A 19,872-nucleotide genomic window follows, 5' to 3' on the forward strand; every position below is an offset into this window, starting at 1 on the left:
CGACGAACACCGAAGGAGAGCATGTGAGATCCACCGAAACAGGACCGATCATCGTGGTCGGCGCCGGGGTCATCGGCCTGTCCACGGCCCTGCACCTGCGTGAGGCGATGCCGGAGCGCCCGATCGTCGTGATCGAGGCCGGTGCTGTCGGTGACGGCACCACGCCGGCCGGGGCCGGGTTCGTCGCCCCGTGGGCGACCGTGCTGCCACATCTCGGGCCGGCCGGCCTGGCCCTCGCCGAGCACTCCCTCGACCTCTATCGCGCGCTCGCCGCCTCGGGTGTCGAGCTCCGCTTCCGCGGCAACGGCAACATCGTGCTGTTCAACCACCAGGACTCCATGGATGCCACCGTGGGCGCGGTCATGGCGAACCCGGTCCGCTCCGAGGTCACCCGGGTGATCAACGCCGGCGAGGTGTCGGAGCTCACCTCAGGTGCCGTCGACGCCGCCCGTGTCGTCGGAGGCATCTTCATGCCTGGTGGCATTCAGCTCGAGACCGGACTGCTGCTCGCGCACCTGGCCCGGCTCGCGGTCGAGGCGGGGATCGAGATCCGGCCGCACACGGAGGTGGCCGCCCTCCGCACCGCCGACGGGCGGATCGAGGGAGTGGAGCTGCGCCTCGCCGCGGACGAGAGCCCGGTGTCCCTGCAGAGCGACGTCGTCGTGCTCGCGGTGGGCGCCTGGCTCAACCCCCTGCTCGAGCAGGTCGGTTGGAGGCTCCCGCTGCTGCCGTTCGTCGCGACGCGCTTCGTGACCGAGGACGTCGGCCTCGCGCCCACCATGCCCACCATCCAAGCCAAGGACTTCCCGCTCTGGATCCGGGAGTCCGAGGGGGGTTTCACCTGGGGCAGCACCCGCGGGTGCGCACCCGCGCACCGACTCGGTGGCGACTGGGAGGCCTATCAGCCTGCTCGTCGTCGCCGTGATGATCTCGTCGCGGCGATGACTGCCGACATCGAACGCGTGGCGGGCACGTTCCCGGCGCTGTCCGGAGCAAGGACCACGGCGGTCATCCAAGGCATGCCCGTCTACACCGTCGACCGGCAGTTCTTCGCCGGCGAGGTGCCCGGGTGCGTGGGCTTGTGGGCGGTCGGTGGCGACAACGAGAGCGGTGTCTCGCACGGACCTGGACTCGGTCGGCTGCTCGCCGACCTGATCACCGGGTCCGAGACGCCGCTGTGCGACGCCACCGGCTACCGCCTCGACCGGTTCGCACCCACCGACTTCCCCGACGCCGAGGCGGTCGGTCAGGAATTCGTACGTGGTGCTGGAGGGTTCATCGCCGAAGCCATGGGCCAGCCGTTCTCGTCGGCGTGACGACGTCTACGCTCGGTGGCACGGCCCCACAGCGAAACCGGGAGTTGTGACAGTGCGCGAACTGCAGGCGGTGATCGAGGCCCTTGCCGAGCGGCTGCATCGAGCGGTCGCGATCGACGACCCGTCGATCCGGCTGCTGGCGCACACGGCCCACGACGAGAAGGTCGACGAGCACCGCATCCAGTCGATCATGACGCTGCGGGCCGGCGCTGAGATCGCCGACTACGTCTTCGGCCTCGGCATCAAGACCTCCACGAAGCCGGTGCGGATCCCGGGTCGGGCCGACCTCAAGGTGATGGGTCGGCTCTGTGTGCCGGTTCGCTGCCAGGGCATCCTGCTGGGGTATCTCTGGCTGATCGACGACGACCAGACCCTCACCAAGGACGACATCGCCGTCAGCGTCGCGGCCGCAGAGGCGGCTGGGGAGATACTGTTCCGCGCCCGACTCCTCGACGACCTCAACCGAGAGCGTGAACGACGGCTTCTCCTCGACCTGTTCAACGGAGACCAGCAGGGCGAGGAGCGCGTGTCGCAGGCCGACCTGGACGCCGTCGGGCTGACCGAGCAGCTCGGCTGCCGCGTGGTGGTGGTGGATGCTCCCTTCGCTGAGGACCACCTCGACACCGAGGCCGGTGAACTCTCCTTCGAAGCGGTGCTGCGACGCAGCTTCAGGCGCCTCGACCACGCACGCACCCTCGTGGCCACCCGTAGCGGCGGGAAGGGCTACGTCCTGGTCGCCTTCCGGCGCTACGAGGATCCCCTGGCCCACGTGCGTGAAGTCGGGCAGGACATCTGCGCTGAGCTGCGACAGAACCTCCCAGGGGCAACCGCGGCCACGGTGGGCATCGGTCCCGCGATGGCGACGATCCAGGGCGCCCGGGAAAGCTTCCAGCGAGCCGGCGGGGTGGTCGAGGTCTGCGGTTTCGTGCCGGAGTTCGCACCGGTCTCGGCGTGGGAGGACCTCGGCATCTACCGCCTGCTGCAACAGCTGCCGTTGACCGACCTCACCGATGTCGCCATCCCTCCGGGCCTGCGCGCCCTACTCGAGGCCGAGGCCGACCAGTGGCTCGTCGAGACCCTGGACACCTACCTGGACTCGGCCGGCAACGTTCAGGAGAGCGCGAAGCGGCTCCACATCCACCGCGCCACCCTCTACTACCGACTCGCCCGCATCGAGCAGCTCACCGGCATGTCACTGGCCGACGGCCAGGACCGGCTTGCGCTGCACCTCGGCGTCAAGGTCGGCCGTCTCACCGGGGCCATCGACCCCGCCAACACGGCTGGTGACTCACCCCATCACGGTGGCAGGGGCACCGGCGTCGATGGTGCGTAGCCGGGAATAGGCAGAGAGGTCCACGACCGATCCGGTGCGTGGAAGCGTGAGCCGAACCGGGTCGCGGTCGTGGTCCTGACCGGCCTCGATCCTGTCAACGAGATGGCTCATGAGCAGGCCGACCACCGGCGCGTTCTTGAACTGGTTGCCGCTGGTGCCCATCGCGACGTAGAAGCCGTCGGCCCGGGTGCGGTCATAGATCGGGGTCCAGTCTCCGGTGGCGTCGTACACGCCGGCGAGGCCGCTGGGCCGATTGGGCACCACCAGGCCGGGGAACCTGCGAGCCGCCCTCATCACCTGCGCCTCGAACACCGAAGGGGTGGCGTGGGGTGAGGCGGTATCTGGATCGGCGAGCCACTCCAGCGGATCGCACTCGGGCTCCATGCCGCCGATCAGGACGCGGCCGGTCCCGGTGCTGCGTACGTAGATCCCGAGATCCAGGTCGGCGATCGACACCCCGGCCCGGCCGTCGGGTCCATCGAACCCCGACGGTGCGCTCACCTCGTGGACCTCTTGTCGCAGTGGTCGAGCGCTGACTGCGAAGTCGCCGTCGAGGCCAGCCAACCGGTTCAGTGCCGAGGACCACGGCCCGCCGGCGTTCACCACCACGTCAGCCGCGAACGTCTCGCCGTCGGTCGTGGTCAGCTGCCAGCGCCGCACCCCTCTCGCCTCGACGCTCAGCACCTCCCGTCGCAGCAGGAACCTGGCCCCGAGGCGCTCCGCGGCGGCGGCGAGGTTGTGCGCGGCAAGCTGAGGATCGCCCACGTGACCCGCATCCGGGGTGAAGGTGCCGCTGACGCGGCCGTGGGGGTCGGCGAAGAAGGCCTCGGAGTCGATCGGCGCCGGGGGCCCGAAGCGCCCGACGTCCAGGTGCGGGAGCCGGCGCGAGATGGTCTCGGAGTCCCAGAACTCCCACGGCACCCCCACGAGGTCGAACAGCGTCGAGATCGCGTCGGGCGCGCCTCGAGCCGGGTCCAGGACCAGGATGCCGGTGCGCACGAAGCTCGCGAGCCCGGCCGGGTCGAGGTGTCCGAGGTGTCCTGCCCAGTCGCTCCAGGCGTGCACGGACTCCCACGCCAATGCCACTCCCGCATGGGAGGAGTAGTGGAACCGCACGATGCCACTCGAAGCGCCGGTCGATCCGTGGCCGATGCCGCCGGCTCTGTCGAGGACGATCACCTCGCGGCCGTTGCGCGCCAACTCGAGCGCGATCGAGGACCCGATCACGCCGGCGCCGATGACGACGGCGTCGGTGGAGTGGCGTGACATACGGTCTCTCTCCCGTTGCGGTGGTCCGGAGAATCCTGACCGCGACCACGCTGCCGCACCGCCGCTGGAGCCACCATCGACAAGGAAGGGGATCCCGGGCACCTGTTTCCGTCATTCGTTTCATCACCCGTCACCGATGTGGGAGGGGTTGAACAGATGTAGCAGCCAGGACGCGGCGTTCTGGACTTTCGTCCGGCCCCACCGGGGGCCGCTGTTCCTAGGATGGAACAGGCCTCACTGGCCCAAAGAGCGACCGGAGAGAAGGTGGCGAGCGTGCGGGCGACGGCGTTCGTGGCGAAGCGACTGGTGTTCGCGATCTTCCTGCTCCTGGTCGTCAGCTTCATCGTCTTCAGCCTGCAGTCCCTGTCGAAGGGATCGTTCGTGGCGACCGTGCTCGGTGGTCGCCCGGCCTCGCCGGAGCAGGTGCAGCAGGTCCGCGACGAGTTTCACCTCGACGACCCGCTGCTCGTGCGCTACGGGATGTGGCTGCACGACGCCGCCCGTTTCGACTTCGGTCGCTCGATCAAGTCCGACACCTCGGTGACCAGTGCGATCGCCGAACGCCTCCCGGTCACGCTGGAGCTGACCGTGCTCACCATCGTCATCGTGGTGCTGGTCGGTGTCCCGCTCGGGCTGATCTCCGGCATCAGGCGCGGATCCTTCCTGGACCGTTTCTTCACCACCACCTCGGTCATCGGACTCAGCGCGCCCGTGTTCGCGACGGGGATCTTCCTGCTGTACGTCTTCGGCGTCTATCTCGGGTGGTTCCCCGCCTTCGGCGCGGGGGACGGCGGACTCGACCGACTGCGACACCTGTTCCTGCCTGCGGTCGCTCTCGCCGCCACGATGGTCGCCATCGTCGCGCGCCAGACCCGGGCCGTCACGCTCGACATCATGCGGCAGGACTTCGTCACCTTCGCCCGCGCCCGCGGACTCGGTCGCCGACGGGTCCTGGTCCACTACGCGCTGCGCAACGTCGCCGTCCCCGTGGTGACGGTGACAGGGCTGCTCCTGATCTACCTGATCGGCGGCACGATCCTCGTCGAGCAGGTGTTCTCCATCGAGGGCCTGGGCAAGTTGATGGTCAGCGCGGTCGAGACCACCGACATCCCCGTCGTCCAGGGCATCACCCTCGTCTTCGCGGTGTTCGTCGTCCTGGTCACCCTGGCGGTCGATCTCCTGACGATGTGGATCGACCCTCGCACCATGTATCCGGCACAGGGGTGAGCAGATGAGTGTGCAGCTCGGCGACTCGGCCACGCTGGCTCCGGTGCGCACCGGTAGGTTCGGCCGCGTCCCACCGATCCTGCTGCTGGTCTCGACCACGATCCTGTCGGCCGTGGTGGTCATCGCGATCACCGGCGACCTGTTCGCACCGCACGACCCTGCTGCACAGAACGCCCTCCTCAGCTCCCAGCCGCCTGGTTCGGGTCACTCGTTGGGCACCGACCAGCTCGGTCGTGACGTCACCTCGATGCTCGTGGCCGGAGCTCGGGCAGCGGTGGTGGGACCACTCATCGTCGCGATCCTCACCACGCTGACCGGGGTGGTGCTCGGCATGTGGGCCGGCTACCGCGGGGGCTGGATCGACGCGACCATCGCCCGGACGGCCGATCTCCTCTACAGCCTGCCCGCCCTCCTCATCGCGATCGTGGTGGTGGGGCTGGTCAGCCCGAGCTACGTGGTGATGATCCTGGTGCTGGCGTTCCTGACGTTCCCTGGCGACGTGCGCATCATCCGCAGCGTGACGATGGTCGAGGTGCGGCAGCCGTACGTCGACGCGGCCCGCACCCTGGGGCTGTCCGGACCGCGGATCCTGCGCCGGCATGTGCTCCCCAACATCATGCCGACCGTGGTGTCCAGCTTCCTCCTCGACTTCGCCAGCGCCCTGGTGGGCTTCTCGGCCCTGGCGTTCCTCGGGCTGGGTGTCGCCCCCGGCAGCGCTGACTGGGGCACCATGGTCGCCGACGGCCAGTCCCTGCTGCTGGTCAACCCGGCGATGTCGATGGCCCCCGCCGTTCTGCTCATCGCCGTCACGGCCAGCGCGACGATCGTGGGCGACTGGCTGTTCGATCGCTACTCCTCGCGAGGCGAGCAGTGAGCGCGCCGCTGCTCGAAGTCGCGCGACTCAGCGTGTTCGCCGACGGCAGCTCGGGCCGTCGTACCTTGGTCAAGGAGGTCGACCTCACCGTGCGCGCCGGCGAGACCCTCGGCGTCGTGGGTGAGTCGGGCAGCGGCAAGTCGATGCTCGTCAAGGCCGTGCTCGCCCTGCTGCCCCACAACGTGTCGAGCACGGGTGAGGTGACGTTCGACGGGCAGCGCATCGACGCCCTGGACGAGCGCGCGATGCGCAGGCTTCGGGGTCGCCGACTCAGCCTCCTGCTGCAGGACCCCTTCACGATGCTCAATCCGGTGCAGACGGTCGGTGCGACCATCGCGGAGACCCTTCGCGAGGACCGTCGTCGATCCCGTGCGGAGCTCAAGACCGAGGTGGCTCGACGGCTGACCGAGGTCGGGCTCGATCCGCTCGTGGCGGGCAAGCGCCCCTTCCAGCTCTCCGGCGGCATGCTCCAACGGGTGGCGATCGCGGCCGCCCTGGCCGGCGACCCCGACCTGCTCATCGCCGACGAGCCCACCACCGCGCTCGACGTGAGCACGCAGGACGAGGTGTTGCGGCTGCTGAGCTCACTGAGGGCCAGCCGACGGATGGGGCTCGTCCTGATCACCCACGACCTGCGCGTCGCCTTCGACGTGTGCGACCAGGTGATGGTGCTGTACGCCGGCGAGGTCATGGAGCACGCCCCGGCCACGGTGGTGCGGGCCACGCCCCTGCACCCCTACACCTCGCGGTTGATGGCTGCTGAGCCGTCGGTCGACCGGTGGACTCGAGACCTCCATGTGCTTCCCGGCTCGGTGCCCGATCCCGACAGCGTCCAGGACCAGTGCGCGTTCGCGGCCCGCTGCGACTGGGCGCAGGACGGCTGCACGAGCGGCGTCCCTGCGCTGGCTCTCGTCGCGGACGGCCACCTCAGCCGTTGTCGGCGCGTGCACGACATCGGAGCAGAGCTGGTGCGGCTGGTCGAGGAACCGGTGATCGACACCCGACCGTCGCTGCCCGGCGCACCGGTGGCCGATGGACTGCTCGAGATCCAGGGCCTGACCAAGACCTACCACTCGGCTTCGCTCGTGGGACGTCGCGAGTCGCACCAGGCCCTGCGGGGAGTCGACCTCTACATCGGGCAGGGTGAAGCTGTCGGTCTCGTCGGCGAGTCCGGATCCGGCAAGACCACCATCGCCCGCTCGATCCTGGGGCTCTCGACCCCGTCGGGCGGCCGCATCACCCTTGCCGGCACCGACATCAGCGACTTCGCCACGTTGTCGCGCAAGGACTCCCGCAAGGTACGCCGACTGGTCCAGCCGGTCTTCCAGAACCCCTATGCCTCACTGAACCCGTCGTTGACCATCGGTCGGGCCCTGAGCGAGGCGGTGCAGGCGCGCGGCGGCACCGGAGACATCAAGGCCCAGGTCGCTGAGGCCCTGCGTCGGGTGAACCTGCCCGAGGACTACGCGGGGAGGCTTCCCGCGGGGTTGTCCGGGGGAGAACGACAGCGGGTCTCCATCGCACGAGCCGTCTGCCTCGCCCCTCGGTTGCTCATCTGCGACGAGCCGGTCGCCGCCCTCGACGTGTCGGTGCAGGCGCAGGTGCTGGAACTGCTGCGCTCCCTGCGCGAGGAGCTGGGCATGGCGATGCTCTTCATCACCCACGACCTCGCCGTCGTACGGCAGATGACCGAGCGCGTCCTCGTGCTCGACCGGGGAGTCGTGGTCGAGCACGGCTGCACCGACGACGTACTCGACGACCCCCAGCACTCCTACACGCGGCAGTTGATCGCCGCCATTCCCGGCCATCGGAGCAGCCATCCGACACCGGTGCCGTGCAGCGACACCCACGGCGCAGTCGACCCTGCGCCCGTCCCTCCCCCTGAAAGGAAGTCCGATGAGCGTCACGCCGATCGCAGCGTCTAGCCTCAACGCCGAGCGGGTCAGCGAACGGGTGCTGGCCCACCTGGAGCGTGGACTCGCCCTCCCCGGCGACCTCTACACCGACCCGGCGTTGTTCGCCGAGGAGATGCGCGCGGTCTTCCAGCGTCAGTGGGTGTACGCCGGGCACGTCTCGCAGCTGGCGAACGCCGGAGACTTTCTGACCGTCGACGTCGGCGGGCAGAGCGTGATCGTCTCCCGCGACCGAGCAGGCGAGCTCCACGGGCTGGTCAACGTCTGCCGGCATCGCGGCACGCTGATCGTCGACACCCCCTGCGGCAACGTCCGCAACTTCGTCTGCCCCTACCACCAGTGGGCCTACGCACCCGACGGGACACTGCGAGGCGCACCGCGGATGCCCGCGGGGTTCGACCGCGAGCAGTACCCCCTCAAGCGCGTGCACACCGGCGTCTGGAACGGCCTGGTCTTCGTCAACCACAGCCCCGGCGAGGTCGACGACCTTGGTGCGCTGCTCGAGGCCCCCGACGAGCTCATGGCGCCGTTCGACATCGCGTCGGCCCGCGTGGCCCACACGGAGGTCTACGAGGTGGCAGCGAACTGGAAGCTGGTGTGGGAGAACTCGCAGGAGTGCTATCACTGCAACGCCAACCATCCGGAGTTCATCAAGACCTTCGACATGAAGGCGTTCGTCGCCGACGACGACTCCTTCTCGCTCACGTTCTCCGGTGACCGCCGGATGCAGTGCGCCACCTTCCCCCTCAGGTCCGGCGCGGTGTCCTTGACGATGACCGGGCAGCCAGCATCGCGCCAGCTGCTGGGACGTTTCGGCTCCGGGCTGGCGCCGTACACCGCAGCGGCGCATCTCAAGCCTGGCTTCGCGTCAGTGTTCTCTCCCGACTACGGCATCGTGTTCATGGACGTGCCGAAGTCGTTCGACCGCACCGAGGTGCGCGTGCAGTGGCTGGTCGCGCCGGGGGCCGAGGCCGGGGTCGACTACGACGTCGAGAACCTGAAGCGGGTCTGGGACCAGACCAACCGGCAGGACTGGGCGCTCTGCCAATCGGTGCAACGCGGCGTCGCCTCGCCGGACTTCGAACCAGGGCCGCTCAGCCTCGATGAGCAGTCCGTCGCGGGGTTCTACCACTCGTACGCCACGATGATGGCGGCAGCCGGTCTGTGACGGGCATCCGGTGACCGCCGAGCCGGTGGCGACGCCCGCGCCCCGCGTCCACGAGGTCGCGTTGTCGGGTGGAGGGTCCCTGTTCGTGCGTGACTGGGGTCCGCTGGACGGCCTTCCCGTGATCCACCACCACGGCATGCCCTCGAGCAGCCTCGCCGTCCCTGGCGGGTGGGACGCCCCGCAGGAGGCCGGAGTCCGGGTCATCACGTTCGATCGGCCCGGATACGGCCGATCCGGCGCCCGTCGGGACCGTCGCGTCAGCGACGCCGCGGAGTGGACGTCGAGGATCGCCGACGCACTGGCCATCACCGAGCTCTCCCTCTCGGGCACGGCCGCGGGGGCGCCGTTCGCCCTCGCCGCGGCAGCCGCCATGGGTCCCCGGGTGCACAAGCTGGCTGTACTCAACGGGCTCGGCCCCGACGAGCTCCCCGGGTTCGATCCGGCGTCGGGGATGCTGCCTGAGACACGACACGAGATCGCCTGTGCCCGCGCGGGCGAGTCCGACCTGAGGCACTTCATCTCCCCTCTGATCACCCAGATCGACCCGATGGAGCCGTGGCTGCGACACCTCCCCCGCTCCGACGTCGAGATCCTCGGTCGCCGGGAGGTGCAGGTGGAGGACGCGGCGACGTACGCCGAGTCGATGGGTGCCGGCACGGACGGGTGGGTCGACGACGACCTCGCCCTGTTCCACCACCCCTGGGGCGTGGACCTGGCTGAGGTGACCGCCCGCACGCTGTTGCTCCATGGCCTCGATGACGTCCTGGTTCCGTCGGCCCATGGAGACGCCTGGGCGCTAGCCCTAGGGCATGGGCAGCTGGTCAAGCTCGCCGACGCCGGCCACTGGCTGCGCGACTACGAGACCGACGTGCTCCGCTGGCTGGCAGCACCCGACGACGGGCCAGCGAGCATCAGCCACTGAGACCCGCCCGCCTCGGACCGGCCCCCGGACCTGAGGAGCGTTCAACTGCGCAGCAGCTGAGCCAGGGCCCGTCGGCGCAGGCGGCGCCATTCGACGGCGGCCACCGTCAGGACGACGACGACGAGGATCAGTCCGGCGAGGGCGGTCCACCACGGGACGACCAGGCCGGGAGGGTCCACCTGACCCGTGATCTGCTGAAGGGACAGTGATCCGAAGATGGCACCAGCGCATCCGACCCCCAGAGCAAGGCCGGTCAGCGAGGCGACCAGCACGGGGGCGAGAAGCTCGCCGACCAGGACCCGGCGCAGGTCGCGGTCGCGCAGCCCGAGCGCGCGCAGTCGCCCCAGCGAGGCCGCCCGCCCGGGAGCCTCGACGGCGGCCGCGAGCACCACTGCCACGATCGCAAGCAGGAGCAACAGCGCGGCCGATGCGGCAGCCAACCGGACGAGTCCGGAGGCGAGCGGCGCATCCCGACGCTCCGCGAGCACGTCGCTGTACAGCACGACCGACCCCGACGACGGCGCGACCTCCTGGATCGCCGAGGCGGCCCCCGGGCCGACGGCCCAGACGGTGTCCGGAACAGCGAGGGCACCCGTGTCGGCGAAGGCCTGGGCGTCCACCACGATCACGGGGTCCACGGATGCGTTCACCTGGGGCGCCCTCCCGACGACCTCCAGCGGCACGCTGCTGTCCTCCCAGCGGATGGAGAGGTCGCCACGCAGGTCGGCGTCACCCCCCAGCAGCAGGGCTGGCACCCGAGGACCGCCTCCCGAGTCCAGGAGCGCGAGCTGTGGCGTGTCGGGAAGGGCACTTGCGGCCAGCAGGTCACGGTAGGCGGTCGCGTCGACGACGACCAGGCGAACGGTGTCCGCGCTCCGTCTCGCGGAGGCTCGCACACCCTCGGCGACGCGGCCCGCGGCTGCGACCTCCACCCCCGGCCGACCGGCGATCTGGCGAGCGATTGCGTCGAGCGCCGGGTCCGGAGCCGTGGTGAGCCGTGCCTCGCCTCCCACCGCCAGGAGTGCTCCGGCCTCCTGCCCTCGCTCTTCGGTGGCTGCCAGAGCCACACCGAGGGTGAGCTGCGCGAGCGCGACCGAGACCACGACCAGCGCAAGCGCCCTGGAGCCGGTAGCGGTGAGCCTGGCGGCGACCAGGAACCGAACGCTCCCCGTCGTGCGGCGGGTCACTCGGAGCGCCAACCGCACGGCCGGCGGGAACAGGCGAAGCACCAGCACGGCGCCTACCACCGCCCACCAGACGCTGACCCCGGTCACCATCAGGTCAGCGCCCTGGTCACCCGCGCCGGTGACGCCACGTTGTCGAAGCGCCACGAACGACAGCGCGGCTACCGACACGACGCAAACCTCCAGGGCCAGCCTGAGCAGACGCCGTCCCCGGGCCGCCGTACGCCGTGCAGAGCGGTTGGCCGGCACCCGTCGGGCATCGGCTGCGCTGCCGGCGACAGCGCCACCCATCACGGGAGCCGCCAGTGCGGCGACCACGACCACCGGCACGGCCCAGGCCCAGCCGGTGGACCAGCCAGGAGCCCCGACGAGCAGCCAGGTCGTTGCCAGGCCGAGGGCCGCTCCGACCACCGCGACGACCACTGCCTCGACCAGGAGCTCGCGCCCGACACCGAACAGTGAGGCACCGCGCTCTCGCGACATCGTGATCGAGTCGATCCGGCGGCGCACCAACAACTGCGCGGCCTGCACGAGCACCAGGAGCGCGCAGGCGAGCAGCCCCACGAGGAGCACCTGTGCCTGGCCGCGGGCCGCCACCACCTGGGAGCGGGCGTCCTGCAGCACTCGTCCGAGCAGGCTGTCCCAGGAGATCTCACCGTCGGCCAGGCCCGCGGACGCCTCCAGCGACGCCACCGCCCGCACCAGCTCAGCCGTGTCGCTCCACGTCACCCGCGTGGGCTCTGGGACGAAGAGGACGCGGTGGTCCAGGGCGTCAGCGGCGACGGCGAGTCGCAGGTCCGGGAGCGACCTCGGCGAGACCAGGGCCGCCGCCGACGTGTGCGGGACCCCTTGAGACAGGCCCCGAGTCGGATTCAGGAGCTCAGGCTCCACCTGCCACGCGAGGTCACCGGGCTCGGTCGCGGCGTACACGCCGCTGACCCGCACCTCGACCGGGCGATGCTGCTCGTCCTCGGCCGAGAGGCGATCGCCCGGCCCGACCCCGAGTGCCCGCGCCGCGGCCTGCGACAGGGCGACCTGGACCGGCCACAGCCCGGCACCGGACGCCGCCGTGCTCGCCCGAGGTGGACCACCCGCCGTGTAAGTCACCGAGGGCGCCCCGCCGGGCGTGTCGATGTAGGCCAGGCGCAGATACCGTCCGGGGCCTTCGTCGAGCAGCTGAAGTGCAGGCGTCGTGATCGTCGCCACCCCAGGGCGGAGTACGGCGGCCAGCGGCGCCGGCAGCGTCTGTTGCGCCTGGTCCGCGGCCAGGCGCGTCTCGGGAACCGAGCGCGGATCGCGGGTCTTGCCGCGCGGGTCGTCGTACCCCTCGGGCAGCGTCGCGACAACGGCCCCGTGGAGGCCGGCGGCACGCACGTTCTCGGCGATGGCACGGTCCGCCGTGCGGTCGGTGAGCGGCGCGACGGCCGACGTCAAGGCAGTCGTCAGGGCCACGACCAGTCCCATCAGGACCAGGAGGCCAGGCGCGCTGGCCGCCCGCCCCCTGATCGTCGCGGTGTGCAGTCGGGATCTGGGCATCACAGGTCACCGGCTCGCAGGTCGGCCGGGTCCGAGCGACGGACCAGGTGGGCCGTCATGACACTCGTCACGACAACCGACCCGAGCAGCAGTCCCCCGAGGAGAAGTCCCAGGGCCACCCGGGGCCAGGCGACGAGCGCGCCAGGGATGGGGGTGGCACCCAGGTCGGATCGAATCAGGTGGGGTCCCAGCAGAACCGCTGCGACCGCACCCACCACCGTCCCCACCAGGACCAGCGGTACCAGGAACGCGCCGTACTCGGCCAGGAGCAGTCGCCGGGCGTCCCGTCGGGTGAACCCGAGTGCCCGCAGCCGCGCCACCTCGGCTGAGCGAGCCTGCCGTTCGGCGCTGAGCACGAGGACCACGCCGGCGAGCAGCATCGTGGCTGCGGCGAGCACGAGCGTCAGCAGGGCGGCCGGCACCGTGGCTCGCAACGGTCCCTGGGAGAGCTGGTCGCTGACGTGGTCCCTGGTCGTCACGTTGCCCAGGTCCAGGGCGCGCAGCTCGTCGGTCAGCTCCGCAGTGGGGTGACCCACCCACCAACCGTCGACGACCGGGTCGAGCGAGCCGCCGCCGATGAGAGCGCGCGAGACGGTGTCGGCGTCGGCCAGCACGGCCACCTGACCGGGGGCCGACGGCACCGTCGGCACGATCGCTGTGACCACGAGCCGGAGGGCTGAGCCCTCGACGACCGCAGCGAGGGTGCCGCCGACCTTCGCGCCGATGGCGTCCGCGAGTTCCTGCGACACGGCGACGGGGACCTCCGATGGCGTCGCGAACTCGGTCGTCAGCCACGAGGCACCTGAGTAGAGGAGGTAGGTGAGGTCGATGCGGGCGGTGGTCCGCAGTTCGATGCCGTCCTCTGTGTCGTCCACCGAGACCGTCGTACGGCTCACCGGGCTCTGGCTCTCCAGCGGGTGCGCCTGCCACGAGCCCCGATCCGACACCTCCCGACCCGGGAGCCGTAGCGTCACCCCCACTCGGGCAGGCGGCTGGATGCCCGGGTCCGCGTTGGGATCGCCGGGCGGGGTGCCGGCCACGTCGAGGCGAAGACCGAGCAGTCGCTGCCCTGCTCCGATCGGCTCCAGCCACTCCACGGGGTGCGAGCGCCCGTCCAATGGCAACGGGCCGGCGAGCACCGAGCGTCGGAACCCGACCGTGTCCTGCACCACCGCGGTCGGCGTCACCGTGAGCACTGCCCCGGCCGGCGCCGTCCCTCGCAGCTCGATCCCGGTGCCGTCATCAGGAAGCCGCAGACCGTGCACGGGCTCGTCCGGAGCCAGCTCGGCACCCACCGCGGCCCAGGTGGTGCCCGCCTCGAGGCGTCCTCGAAGCAGGGCCCCCGCGTGCCCGGTGTCGACTGCTACGAGCACCGGACGGGTGTCGGCGTCGCCGACGAAGCGCCCTAGCGCGAGCGGGCGGTCTACGGCCACCGAGAACACGGGTGCGGGCGATCGGTCTGCGGGCTCGGCTGCGGCCACGGAGGCGATCGCGGCGGCCTCCTGCGCTCCGGGGGGAGCGGAGAGGGTCAGGGAGAGGTCGGTGCCCACCCGCAGCGCCGCCTGGTCGTCCTGGGACTGCGCCCAGGTCTCCTGAAGGGCCAGCCCGAAGACGGCGGTCGCGACCGCGGCTGCGAGCAGCACCATCGCGGTCCCGGCGCGCGGCCGTCGTGCTGCCTGCTGGACGGCCAGCGGGATTATCAGTGCCGGCGAGCGGACCGTCGCGCTGGCAGCAGTCCCGAGCAGGGACGGCACCAGGCGCACCGCCACGACCGTGGCTGCCGCGAGGCAGAGCACCGGTGCGACGGTCAGCATCGCGTCGATGCGGACCACCCCGGTGGACGGCGGAGAGCGCAGTTGCCACCAGCCGACCACGGCCACGGCCACCAGCAGCAGGTCGAGGCCGGAGCGCACGAGCGTCCAGCGCCGGGCGGTCGGGTCCGCGGCAGTGAGCGCGGTCTGGGCCGTGACGACCAGGACGACCGTGAGCAGCAGAGCACCCGCCAGCGCCGCGAGCACCAGCCCCCACGTGAACGAGGGTGACTGGGTGAGCTGTGCCGCCCTCATCCCCGGCAGGTGCGTGAGGCGGGAGTGGGTCACGGCTGCAAGGGGCACGGCCAGCAGGCCCGCCACCGTCGCGAGCAGCACTGCCTCCAGCAGCGCCGTGACCACCTGCTGCCTGCGGCTGAGCCCGAGGGAGATCAGCAGCTCTCGCTCGTCCTCCCTCACCGAGGCGACCAGCCGGCCGGCCAGCAGCGCCGCAGCAACAGAAAGGCCGGTGGCCAGCAGCAGGACCACGAGCACCGTCGCCCGGGTCGCACTCTGCTGGGTACGGACCCGGTCGAGGGTCTGCGGGAGGTCTGAACCGACCCGGGTGCTCCCCGCCAGCCCGCTGACCCGTGAGGACAGCAGCGCGGAGGCATCCTCGAGCGAGTCCACCGCGGCACGCAGGGCGGGTTCGTCCACGAGCGAGAGGTCGGGGTGGGCGGTGACCCGAAGCGCGGAGGCCGACGACCCGGTCGCCAGGAACGAGGCGTCAGCGACCGCGAACGGACCGAAAGCCGGCGCCGCCACCGTGCCGTTGCTGTACGTCGGGTCGAAACCGGCACCGGACAACGGGTCGGTCTCCCAGCCCGTCGTGGAGCGTGGACGGAAGGTGCCGACGACCACGACGGTGATCGAGTTGCCGACTCCCCCAGGACCGACCTCTGACCCCAGGGTGACACGGTCGCCGAGGTCCAGGCCCAGGAGACGGGCGGTCCTCTGCGGTACCGCAGCCGACACCGGCCCCACGCCGGTCTCTGCCGGCCAGCGCCCCGAGGTGAGGACGGCGTGCTCGGCAAGAGCGTCGTCGCTCACCAGGTAGCCCAGACGGTCGGTGCCGTCGAGCCCGTCGATGCGACGCATCGGCGCCGTGGTGATGGTGGTGACGTCAGGGTGCGTCGGGGCGAGGACCGTGCGCACCACCCCCTGCGCCTGGTCGCGCCCCTGCTCGAGGTCGCCGGCACGGAGGTCGAGGAGGTACGCCGTCACATCCACGTCCCGCGGCTGCAACCGTTGGGCCTCCTCGTGGAAGGCGCGGTCGTGGGTGACCCCCAGCAGCAACGAGCAGACCCCGACAAGGCTCGCGGCTGCGGTGAGGAGCAGCACGACGGCCGCGAGCAGCCCGCGCTGCACGAACGCGCGCCGAAGGACCAGAGTCAGCACACGGGCACCATGTCAGCCCTCGACCCGGCCGTCGGCGATCCTCAGCACCCGGTCGGCGAGCGACATCAAGACTGCGTCATGGGTCGCCACCACCGCCGTGATGCCCTCCGACTCGACGACCGCGCGCAGCAGGGCCATCACGGCGAGTCCCGTCTCCGCGTCGAGCTGCCCGGTCGGTTCGTCGGCGAGGAGCAGCCGCGGCGAGCCGGCCAGGGCGCGGGCGATCCCGACCCGTTGCTGCTGCCCACCGGACAGCTCGGTCGGGCGCTGCAGCGCGTGGTCGCCCAGACCCACCAGGTCGAGCAACAGGGAGACCCGCCGGTCGCGTTCGGCGACCGGCGTACGACGCAGGCGGAGCGGAATCCCGACGTTCTCGGCGGCCGTCAACGCCGGGATCAGCCCGAAGGTCTGGAAGACGAAGGAGACCGTCTCGCGCCGGAGCCTGCTCAGGCCCTGCTCATCCAGGTCGGTGACCTCGAGGCCACCGACCCGCACGGTTCCCTCGTCCGGTCGGTCGAGCCCGCCCACCAGGTTGAGCAGCGTGGTCTTGCCCGACCCCGACCGTCCCACCACCGCCACCATCTCGCCCGGTGCGACGTCGAAGGAGACCCCGCGCAGCGCATGGACCGTGGCGGGTCCGGAACCATAGGTGCGGGTCAACCCACGCACCTCGATCATCGGCTCGACGCTCACGCTCCCTCGCCGCGGTCCGAGCGGATCTCGACGCGGTTCTCCGCGAGTGTCAGGCGGACCCGCCGGGTGAGGGCGAGCGCCTCGCGGAACTCCCGAGGGACCTGCACGCGGCCGGCCCGATCCATCACGGCGTACTCCTCAGCCCCACCCGGCGTGCCGACCGATCCGCCGCTGCGCACCACCTCGCTGCTGGTGCGCCCGTCCCGGATCGCCACGGTGCGCGCGACCTGCCCACTCACCGCTGCGTCGTGGGTCACGATCACGACGGTCGCACCGAGTTCGCGGTTCGCCGTGCGAAGTGCGGCGAACACCTCCACCGCCGTGTCGCTGTCGAGCTCGCCGGTCGGCTCGTCGGCCAGCAGGAGACGAGGCTGGTTGGCCAGGGCGACCGCGATCGCGACCCGCTGCTGCTCGCCGCCCGACATCTGGTCGGGTCGGCGATCGGCGCAGTCGCTCACCCCGAGTGTCTCGAGCAGCTCCTGCGTGCGGGCACGACGTACCTTGCGGGCAAGCCCGGCGATCGTCATGGGCAGGTCCACCACCTGGCTTGCCGTCAGGTAGGGCACCAGGTTCTGGGAGGACTGTTGACGGACGAACCCCACGATGGTGCGCCGGTAGTGCACCCGCTCAGCGCGTCCCATGTCTGCGAGGTCGTGGCCGGCCACCCGCGCCCGACCCGCTGTCGGGGCATCGACACCGGCGAGCACGTGCAGCAGGGTCGACTTGCCCGACCCCGAGGCGCCGACGATCGCGACCATCTCGCCCTCGTGCACCAGGAGGTCGAGACCCTGCAGGGCCTGGACCTCGACGCTCTCGGTCTGGAAGATCCGCACCACGTTGTCGCACACGACCAGAGCGTCGTGCCCGAACTCCGGCTCCCGCGGGGCGGCCGTCGGCAGTGTCAGCCCTGGTCGGTCCACCCGCATCCCTCCCCCGCATCGCTCGTGCGCCCACCGGTGATGCTAACCGTCGCTCGGGGGGTTCCTCAGGAGATACTCGGGGCCAGGGGCAGCGTGATCGTGAAGGTCGTGCCTGCTTGGACGGTGCTGGTGCAGCGCACGGTGCCGTCGTGTGCCTCGGTGAGGGCCTTGACGATGGCCAGACCGAGCCCGGTGCCGCCGTGGGCGCGAGTTCGCCCAGGATCAACCCGATAGAACCTGTCGAACACCTTGGCCATGACGTCGGGCGGCATCCCGGGGCCGCTGTCGCGGACCGAGACCTCGACGTGCTGGCCACGCGACCGAACGGTGACCTCGATCGGCGAGGTGACCGGAGTGTGTGCGAGCGCGTTGGTGAGGAGGTTGGCCAGGATCTGGCGCAACCGCGACTGGTCGCCGATCACGACCGGCGCAGTGTCGCCGGGGTCGGCCTTCAGGGTGACCAGGCGGTCCGGCTGCAGGGCCTGGGTGTCGATGACGGCATCTGTGGCCAGCGTGAGGACGTCGACCGGTTCCTGCTCGAGGGGGCGGGACTGGTCCAAGCGCGCGAGCAACAGCAGGTCGTCGACGAGATCACCCATGCGCAGGGACTCTGACTCGATGCGTCCCATGATGGTGTCGAGGTCGTCGCTGATCCCGGTGCGCCACATCTCGGCATGCCCGCGAATCGCGGCGACCGGCGTGCGCAGCTCGTGGCTCGCGTCCGAGACGAAGCGTCGAAGTCGGGTCTCGGACTCGGTGCTGGCCGAGAATGCCCGCTCGATCTGGCCCAGCATCCCGTTGAGTGCGTGGGCGAGCCTCCCGACCTCGGTGCGCTGGCGGTAGGTCGGCACGCGTTCGGTGAGGTCGCCGGCGGCGATGCGCTCCGCGGTCTCCTCGATGCGTTCCAGCGGCCGTAGCCCGATGCGGGCGATGACCCAGGCAGCGACAGCGGTGAGCATCAGGACGAGGCTGCTGATGAGCAGGGAAAGCCGGGTCAGCCGGGCGACGGTGGCGTCCGCGTCGGCGAGCGACACTGCCAGGACGACGGTCTGCTGGGTGGCGTCGTCGACGGTGGCCCGCACCCGCCACCGGGTGTCGCCGTCGAGCGAGCGCACGGTGACGACCTCATCGTTCCCGGCCAGGTCGACCCCGTCGAACGATGGGGCGGTCCCTGCGAGATCCGGACCCAGCGAGCAGGCCACGGCTCCGTCAGCGTCCAGGACCAGCAGGAGGAAGTCACTGCGCAGACCTTGTGGATCGCGAGGGTTGGCGCACAGGTCCTTCGGTGCGTCGGGCGGCGGGTTCCGGTCGAGGTTCGGTGCGATCGCACCGACTTGGCTATCGACCCGCTCGATCAGGTAGGACCTGATCAACACGATGCCCGAGACGTTGGTCACCGCCAGTCCCATCGAGACCAGCAGCACCATGCCGAGCACGAGCCGGGCGCGGATCGACAGTCCGCGCATCGGCTGACCCATCAGGCACCTGGGGCGCGCAGCACGTAGCCCACGCCGCGAATGGTGTGGATGAGTGGGGGGTCGACGACGTCGACCTTGCGGCGCAGATAGCTGATGTAGGACTCCACGACCCCGGAGTTCCCGTTGAAGTCGTAGTGCCAGACGTGGTCCAGGATCTGCGCCCGACTCATCACTCGCCCGGCGTTGCGCATCAGGAACCGCAGCAACGAGAACTCGGTCGGCGACAGGGCGATCAACCGGTCGCCTCGGTGGACCTGGTGGCGGTCCTCGTCGAGGACGAGGTCGGCGTGGGTGAGCCGGTTCGGCTCGGACTCCGCCGCGGGCTGGGTACGACGGAGCACCACACCGACCCGGGCGACGACCTCTTCGAGGGAGAAGGGCTTGGTGATGTAGTCGTCGCCGCCGAGGGTGAGCCCAGTGAGCCGATCCTCCAGTGCGTCACGAGCGGTCACGAACACCGCGGCCATGTCCGGGTGCGTCTGGCGCAGCCGCCGCAGCAGGGCGAACCCGTCGGTGTCGGGCAGCATGACGTCCACGAGGGCCAGGTCGATCCTGCCCGCATCTGCATGTGCCACCGCCTGGGAGCCGGTGCCGGCGCGGACGACGTCGTACCCCACGAAGGCCAGGCTCATCGCCAACATGTCCTGGATTGCCGGCTCGTCCTCGACCACCAGGAGCCTGGTCCCCGGCACCACCGAGTTCGGGGTGATGACTGCCATGCACTCCCCCACTCACTCGCACCGCGCGACCAACCGCATTCGAGGATGGCGCACGCCGCTGGCACCAGGCTGGGAACTCGCTGGCAGTTTCCTGTGAACCTCCGACCGCGGCAA

At 70.7% G+C, this 19,872-nt stretch carries 14 protein-coding genes; 7 read left to right on the top strand and 7 right to left on the bottom strand.

The features are described from left to right. The first annotated feature begins 23 nt into the window (after nt 1-23). Together AB7I40_RS04950 and AB7I40_RS04955 are read left to right on the top strand one after the other, a co-directional pair. Complete coding sequence (locus tag AB7I40_RS04950; protein ID WP_428343934.1) at nt 24-1,316, top strand: NAD(P)/FAD-dependent oxidoreductase; 1,293 nt, start codon at nt 24-26, stop codon at nt 1,314-1,316. Between the two features lie 52 nt (nt 1,317-1,368). Next, nucleotides 1,369-2,649, top strand: coding sequence for a PucR family transcriptional regulator (locus tag AB7I40_RS04955; protein WP_428343935.1), 1,281 nt, complete (start codon nt 1,369-1,371; stop codon nt 2,647-2,649). Here the strand turns inward: AB7I40_RS04955 and AB7I40_RS04960 are convergent. Then, on the bottom strand, nt 2,605-3,918 hold the full coding sequence (locus AB7I40_RS04960; protein ID WP_428343936.1) for an NAD(P)/FAD-dependent oxidoreductase: 1,314 nt from the start codon (nt 3,916-3,918) through the stop codon (nt 2,605-2,607). The two genes, AB7I40_RS04955 and AB7I40_RS04960, sit on opposite strands and share 45 nt — an antisense overlap. A 273-nt stretch (nt 3,919-4,191) precedes the next feature. On the opposite strand from AB7I40_RS04960, the gene AB7I40_RS04965 reads away from it, so the two are divergent. From AB7I40_RS04965 to AB7I40_RS04985, 5 genes are read left to right on the top strand one after another with little or no spacing between them, the layout of a single operon-like run. Continuing rightward, nucleotides 4,192-5,145 (top strand): ABC transporter permease, encoded by a 954-nt coding sequence (locus AB7I40_RS04965; RefSeq protein ID WP_428347926.1) that lies wholly within the window; start codon nt 4,192-4,194, stop codon nt 5,143-5,145. Between the two features lie 4 nt (nt 5,146-5,149). Then, on the top strand, nt 5,150-6,019 hold the full coding sequence (locus AB7I40_RS04970) for an ABC transporter permease (RefSeq protein WP_428343938.1): 870 nt from the start codon (nt 5,150-5,152) through the stop codon (nt 6,017-6,019). Further along, nucleotides 6,016-7,944, top strand: a complete 1,929-nt coding sequence (locus AB7I40_RS04975) for a dipeptide ABC transporter ATP-binding protein (RefSeq protein WP_428343939.1) — start codon at nt 6,016-6,018, stop codon at nt 7,942-7,944. The genes AB7I40_RS04970 and AB7I40_RS04975 overlap by 4 nt, the downstream gene beginning before the upstream one ends. Continuing rightward, nucleotides 7,916-9,100, top strand: coding sequence for an aromatic ring-hydroxylating oxygenase subunit alpha (locus AB7I40_RS04980; RefSeq protein ID WP_428343940.1), 1,185 nt, complete (start codon nt 7,916-7,918; stop codon nt 9,098-9,100). The genes AB7I40_RS04975 and AB7I40_RS04980 overlap by 29 nt, the downstream gene beginning before the upstream one ends. 10 nt (nt 9,101-9,110) lie before the next feature. Continuing rightward, nucleotides 9,111-10,022, top strand: a complete 912-nt coding sequence (locus AB7I40_RS04985; protein WP_428343941.1) for an alpha/beta fold hydrolase — start codon at nt 9,111-9,113, stop codon at nt 10,020-10,022. Between the two features lie 41 nt (nt 10,023-10,063). Here AB7I40_RS04985 and AB7I40_RS04990 read toward each other — a convergent pair whose 3' ends face one another. The 6 genes from AB7I40_RS04990 to AB7I40_RS05015 form a co-directional block, all read right to left on the bottom strand. Beyond that, on the bottom strand, nt 10,064-12,742 hold the full coding sequence (locus AB7I40_RS04990) for an ABC transporter permease (protein ID WP_428343942.1): 2,679 nt from the start codon (nt 12,740-12,742) through the stop codon (nt 10,064-10,066). Beyond that, nucleotides 12,742-15,948: an FtsX-like permease family protein gene (locus tag AB7I40_RS04995; protein WP_428343943.1), complete on the bottom strand. Its 3,207-nt coding sequence runs from the start codon at nt 15,946-15,948 to the stop codon at nt 12,742-12,744. Before AB7I40_RS04995 ends, AB7I40_RS04990 begins: the two co-directional genes overlap by 1 nt. A 12-nt stretch (nt 15,949-15,960) precedes the next feature. After that, on the bottom strand, nt 15,961-16,641 hold the full coding sequence (locus AB7I40_RS05000) for an ABC transporter ATP-binding protein (RefSeq protein WP_428343944.1): 681 nt from the start codon (nt 16,639-16,641) through the stop codon (nt 15,961-15,963). Next, nucleotides 16,638-17,561, bottom strand: a complete 924-nt coding sequence (locus AB7I40_RS05005; RefSeq protein ID WP_428343945.1) for an ATP-binding cassette domain-containing protein — start codon at nt 17,559-17,561, stop codon at nt 16,638-16,640. The genes AB7I40_RS05000 and AB7I40_RS05005 overlap by 4 nt, the downstream gene beginning before the upstream one ends. 65 nt (nt 17,562-17,626) lie before the next feature. Further along, a complete protein-coding gene (locus AB7I40_RS05010; protein WP_428343946.1) occupies nt 17,627-19,039 on the bottom strand; it encodes a sensor histidine kinase in 1,413 nt (470 codons plus the stop codon). Continuing rightward, nucleotides 19,039-19,758, bottom strand: coding sequence for a response regulator transcription factor (locus AB7I40_RS05015; RefSeq protein ID WP_428343947.1), 720 nt, complete (start codon nt 19,756-19,758; stop codon nt 19,039-19,041). Before AB7I40_RS05015 ends, AB7I40_RS05010 begins: the two co-directional genes overlap by 1 nt. Between the last annotated feature and the right edge of the window lie 114 nt (nt 19,759-19,872).

Origin of the sequence: Nocardioides sp. (assembly GCF_050246775.1) — a bacterium.
In the GTDB taxonomy this organism is placed as follows: domain Bacteria; phylum Actinomycetota; class Actinomycetes; order Propionibacteriales; family Nocardioidaceae; genus Nocardioides.

What these genes read in the sequence shown, in the direction of transcription:
- AB7I40_RS05010 (WP_428343946.1), bottom strand. Translation starts at nt 19,039, where the DNA reads ATGGGTCAGCCGATGCGCGGACTGTCGATCCGCGCCCGGCTCGTGCTC.
- AB7I40_RS05015 (WP_428343947.1), bottom strand. Translation starts at nt 19,758, where the DNA reads ATGGCAGTCATCACCCCGAACTCGGTGGTGCCGGGGACCAGGCTCCTG.
- AB7I40_RS04960 (WP_428343936.1), bottom strand. Translation starts at nt 3,918, where the DNA reads ATGTCACGCCACTCCACCGACGCCGTCGTCATCGGCGCCGGCGTGATC.
- AB7I40_RS04980 (WP_428343940.1), top strand. Translation starts at nt 7,916, where the DNA reads ATGAGCGTCACGCCGATCGCAGCGTCTAGCCTCAACGCCGAGCGGGTC.
- AB7I40_RS04990 (WP_428343942.1), bottom strand. Translation starts at nt 12,742, where the DNA reads ATGCCCAGATCCCGACTGCACACCGCGACGATCAGGGGGCGGGCGGCC.
- AB7I40_RS04970 (WP_428343938.1), top strand. Translation starts at nt 5,150, where the DNA reads ATGAGTGTGCAGCTCGGCGACTCGGCCACGCTGGCTCCGGTGCGCACC.